4 protein-coding genes are annotated in these 3,573 nt (G+C 70.4%); 1 reads left to right on the top strand and 3 read right to left on the bottom strand.

Features of this window, described 5'->3' with window-relative positions; translation table 11 throughout:
* Nucleotides 1-67: 67 nt before the first annotated feature.
* The 3 genes from G6026_RS16465 to G6026_RS16455 form a co-directional block, all read right to left on the bottom strand.
* Nucleotides 68-589, bottom strand: coding sequence for a hypothetical protein (locus G6026_RS16465; RefSeq protein ID WP_182613803.1), 522 nt, complete (start codon nt 587-589; stop codon nt 68-70).
* 87 nt (nt 590-676) lie between these two features.
* A complete protein-coding gene (locus G6026_RS16460; protein WP_107755974.1) occupies nt 677-1,387 on the bottom strand; it encodes a peptidase S1 in 711 nt (236 codons plus the stop codon).
* A gap of 133 nt (nt 1,388-1,520) precedes the next feature.
* Entirely contained in the window at nt 1,521-2,123 is a 603-nt protein-coding gene (locus tag G6026_RS16455) for a TetR/AcrR family transcriptional regulator (RefSeq protein ID WP_182613802.1), read from the bottom strand.
* 160 nt (nt 2,124-2,283) lie between these two features.
* Between G6026_RS16455 and G6026_RS16450 the strand changes: the two genes are divergently transcribed.
* Nucleotides 2,284-3,444 (top strand): acyl-CoA dehydrogenase family protein, encoded by a 1,161-nt coding sequence (locus G6026_RS16450; protein ID WP_107755972.1) that lies wholly within the window; start codon nt 2,284-2,286, stop codon nt 3,442-3,444.
* Nucleotides 3,445-3,573: the final 129 nt, after the last annotated feature.

The raw sequence follows: 3,573 nt of genomic DNA, 5'->3' as shown, positions 1-3,573 counted from the left end.
CGGTCTGAGGCGGGCGCCGCCGAGTCCGCCGAACTGTGGGCGAGGTGAGGTCACCCGGCCAGCGCGCCTACCCCGCCAGGGCCGGGTCGACGAACTGCTCGTCCGCCTCGGCCCACACGTCCTCGCGCCCGATCCCGTCCGGGTCGATCCGTTCGACTGTTTCGGGCAGGTACACCATCCTCACCATCTCCTGGCCCCCCGGCTGGTCGCCGGCCGCAGAGTAGGCGGTGATCTCCACGGTCCCCGACCACTCGGAGTCCTGAACGGCGCGGAGAATGCTGATCGAGTCGTCCTGGGCGGCCTGGCTGGCGGCGGCCGGAGTGGCATCCGGCGGCAGGGGGAAGGTGACGGCGGCGAGGCCGGGTTCGAACTCGACGACGGCGCCCTCCACCTCCGCGGTGATGGCGTCGGCGAGCGCGGAGTGGGGGTCCTCCGCCGCGGGCTGCGCGGACTCCTCGGCATTCCCGGTGAACAGGAACACCAGAAGACCCACGACGATCACCACGACGATCAGCCCGAGGATCATGAACAGTCCCCTGCTGGCCCGGTCGCGTCGCTTGGGAGGAACGGTGGCATCGGTGCTGGTCATGGGTTCACCTCTCATCCGGGATGACCCCAGTCGTACCAGGTGGGCCGATGATCCACACCGATTTCGGGCGGTCCGCTCGGCGGGCCGTCAGGCCATCCGGAAACCGCGACCGGGCCAGTTGCGGTCGGTCGCATCGGTCACGATCGCATCGAACGAGTACGCCAGCGCCGGGAGGAAGAAGGGCGACTGCGCGGCGTGGAAGCAGGACGGCAGGAGTGGACCGACGCTGCCGATGGGCCCGGCGTTCGGAGGCATGTGCCCACCGGACAGCAGTCCCACCAGGCGACCGTCGCGGGTCACCGGACCACCGGAGTCCCCGTATCCCGCGCAGGCCTGGCTCCAGAACTTCGCGCCGTCGCGCTGCCACGTGATGCCACAGGTGTGCCCCGTGGACAACCCGTCCTTGCACACGACGTCACCGAACTCAGGGGCGGGACCGCGCCCGCTGACCCCGGGCTGGCGGACGGGGACCGCGGTACCCGGGTCGAGCCGGATCACCGAGTAGTCGAGGATCTCGTTACGCGTCGCGACGGTGCCGATCACCCCGGCTCCCGGGTCGCTCCGGAGGAAGACCGGGGAGTTGATCCGGTCGCTGCAGTGGGCGGCCGTGAAGGCCACCGGGGCTCCGGTGGCGTCATACCCGGCGGCGGTGAGGGTGCACCCGGCCACTCCGTTGACCAGCACCGGAGTGCCGCCGGCGACCGGGACCGCGGCCTGGGCGGCGGCGGGGGCCGCGAGTGCGGTCGCACCGGCCATCACAGCGGTCACGGCGAGCTTGGCCAGGCCGGTGAACCTCATGAGCGTGTCCTTCCCACCCCGGCAGACTGCCCGGGTAAACGCCCTGACAGCCTATCGGGCGCCGGCTCCGGCTGCACGGCGGGCGCGCCCCGCTACTCGCGGCGAGCCAGCCGTCCGACGGGCTCGTTCGGCGTCAGTGACCCTCGACCGTGATCCTGATCGACGGGCACTCGCCCGGATCCCCACCGATGTGGGCCCAGATGGCCTCGACCACGGGCCGGAGGAACACCTCCCCCACCTGGTCGACGAGCGTACGGACCACCTGCACCTTGTCCGAGGCCCTGGTGGAGGCCAGACCCCCTCGCCGCAGGCCCTCGATCTCCCTGGTGGTGAGGTCGACGATCGCCTCCAGCAACGGTGCCCCGCGACCGTCGGGTTCCAACAGGGCCCGGTTGAGGTAGCTCACGAGCTGCGGGTTCTGCCGGAGCATCTCGCGGACCGCGACGTTCCTGGCCTCCACCACCTCCGCCGGCGTCCCGGTGTGTTCCACCGTCGCCAGCGCCCCGACGACCCGCTCCACCACGAGGTCGTCGACGGCCCGGCGCAGGCCGTCCTTGGTGCCGAAATGATGCTGGATCAGGCCGATGGTCACCCCGACCTCGGCGGCGACCCGACGCATCGAGACCCGGTCCTCGCCGTACTCGGCGTACAGGGCCAGTGCGGCGTAGCGGATCCGCGCCCTAGCGGTGAGGTCCCCGTCGGCGGCACCGCCGCGGTCGGCTGTGGTCCCGGCCATGTGCGCCACCCCGTTCGTCGTCCCTCGACCGGCGTCTGCGTCCGGTCGATGTCGGAGACAATACCGCGACCATACGATTGCATAGCAAAGCATGCACTTGTATTGTGGTGGACGAGCGGGGCCGCCCGGGCCCCACGCGACCGACCCCTGGAGATCCCTCGTGTTCGAGACCGCCCCCTACCGCTCCCCGTGGATGACCGACGACCTGGACGCGCTACGCGCCCACACTCGTGCGTTCCTGGACAAGGAGACCGCGCCGAACCTCGAGCGGTGGGCCGCCGAGGGCGCGGTGGACCGAGGATTCTGGAACAAGGCCGGCGACGCGGGCCTGCTGTGCATCTCCATCCCCGAGGAGTACGGAGGGGGCGGCGGCACGTTCGCCCACGAGACCGTGATCGCCGAGGAGCAGACCCGGGCGCTCGACGACGGCTGGGGCAACTCCGTGCACAGCACGATCGTCGCCCACTACCTGCTCCAGTACGGCACCGAGGAGCAGAAGACCCGCCTGTTGCCGAAGCTGGCGACCGGCGAGATGGTGGGGGCGATCGCCATGACCGAGCCCGGAGCGGGTTCGGATCTGCAGGCGCTGCGCACCACGGCGGTGCGGGACGGCGACGACCTGGTGGTCAACGGCGCCAAGACGTTCATCTCCAACGGCATGCACTGCGACCTGCTCATCATCGTCGCCCGCACCGGTGGCGAGGGTGCCCAGGGGCTGTCGCTCCTGCTGGCCGAGACCACGGACCTCCCGGGGTTCGACCGCGGGCGCAAGCTCGACAAGATCGGCCTGAAGTACCAGGACACGATGGAGCTGTTCTTCGACGACATGCGGATCCCCGCCGCCAACATCCTCGGCGGCGAGGCGGGCGAGGGCCAGGGCTTCATCCAGCTCATGCAGCAGCTGCCCCAGGAGCGCCTCATCATCGCCGTCACCGCCGTCGCCGCGGCCGAGACCGCGGTCCGCCTCGCGGTCGACTACGCCAAGGAGCGCGAGGCGTTCGGCAAGCCCATCCTGAAGTTCCAGAACCTCCGCTTCGAGCTGGCCGAGTGCAAGACCGAGGCCCTGGCGGCCCGGACCCTCCTGGACCACTGCATCTCCCTGCATCTGGAGGGCAAGCTGGATCCGGCCACGGCGTCGATGGCCAAGTACTTCTGCACCGACAAGCAGTGCGAGATCATCGACCGCTGCCTGCAGGTCTTCGGCGGCTACGGGTTCATGACCGAGTACCCGATCGCCCGGATGTACGCCTCCGCCCGCGTGCAGAAGATCTACGGCGGGACCAACGAGATCATGAAGGAGCTGATCTCCCGGACCCTCTGAGCCCCACCACCCTGAGCCCCACCACTCCGAGCCCCACCACCCTGAGCCCCTCAGAGTTCGGACACGATCGCGCGGACGGCGTCACGGCCCGCCCGGTTGGCCCCCACGGTCGACTGGGACGGGCCGTAG

This window comes from Dietzia sp. DQ11-38-2, from assembly GCF_014145055.1.
In the GTDB taxonomy this organism is placed as follows: domain Bacteria; phylum Actinomycetota; class Actinomycetes; order Mycobacteriales; family Mycobacteriaceae; genus Dietzia.
This window is presented reverse-complemented; position numbering and strand designations above follow the sequence as displayed.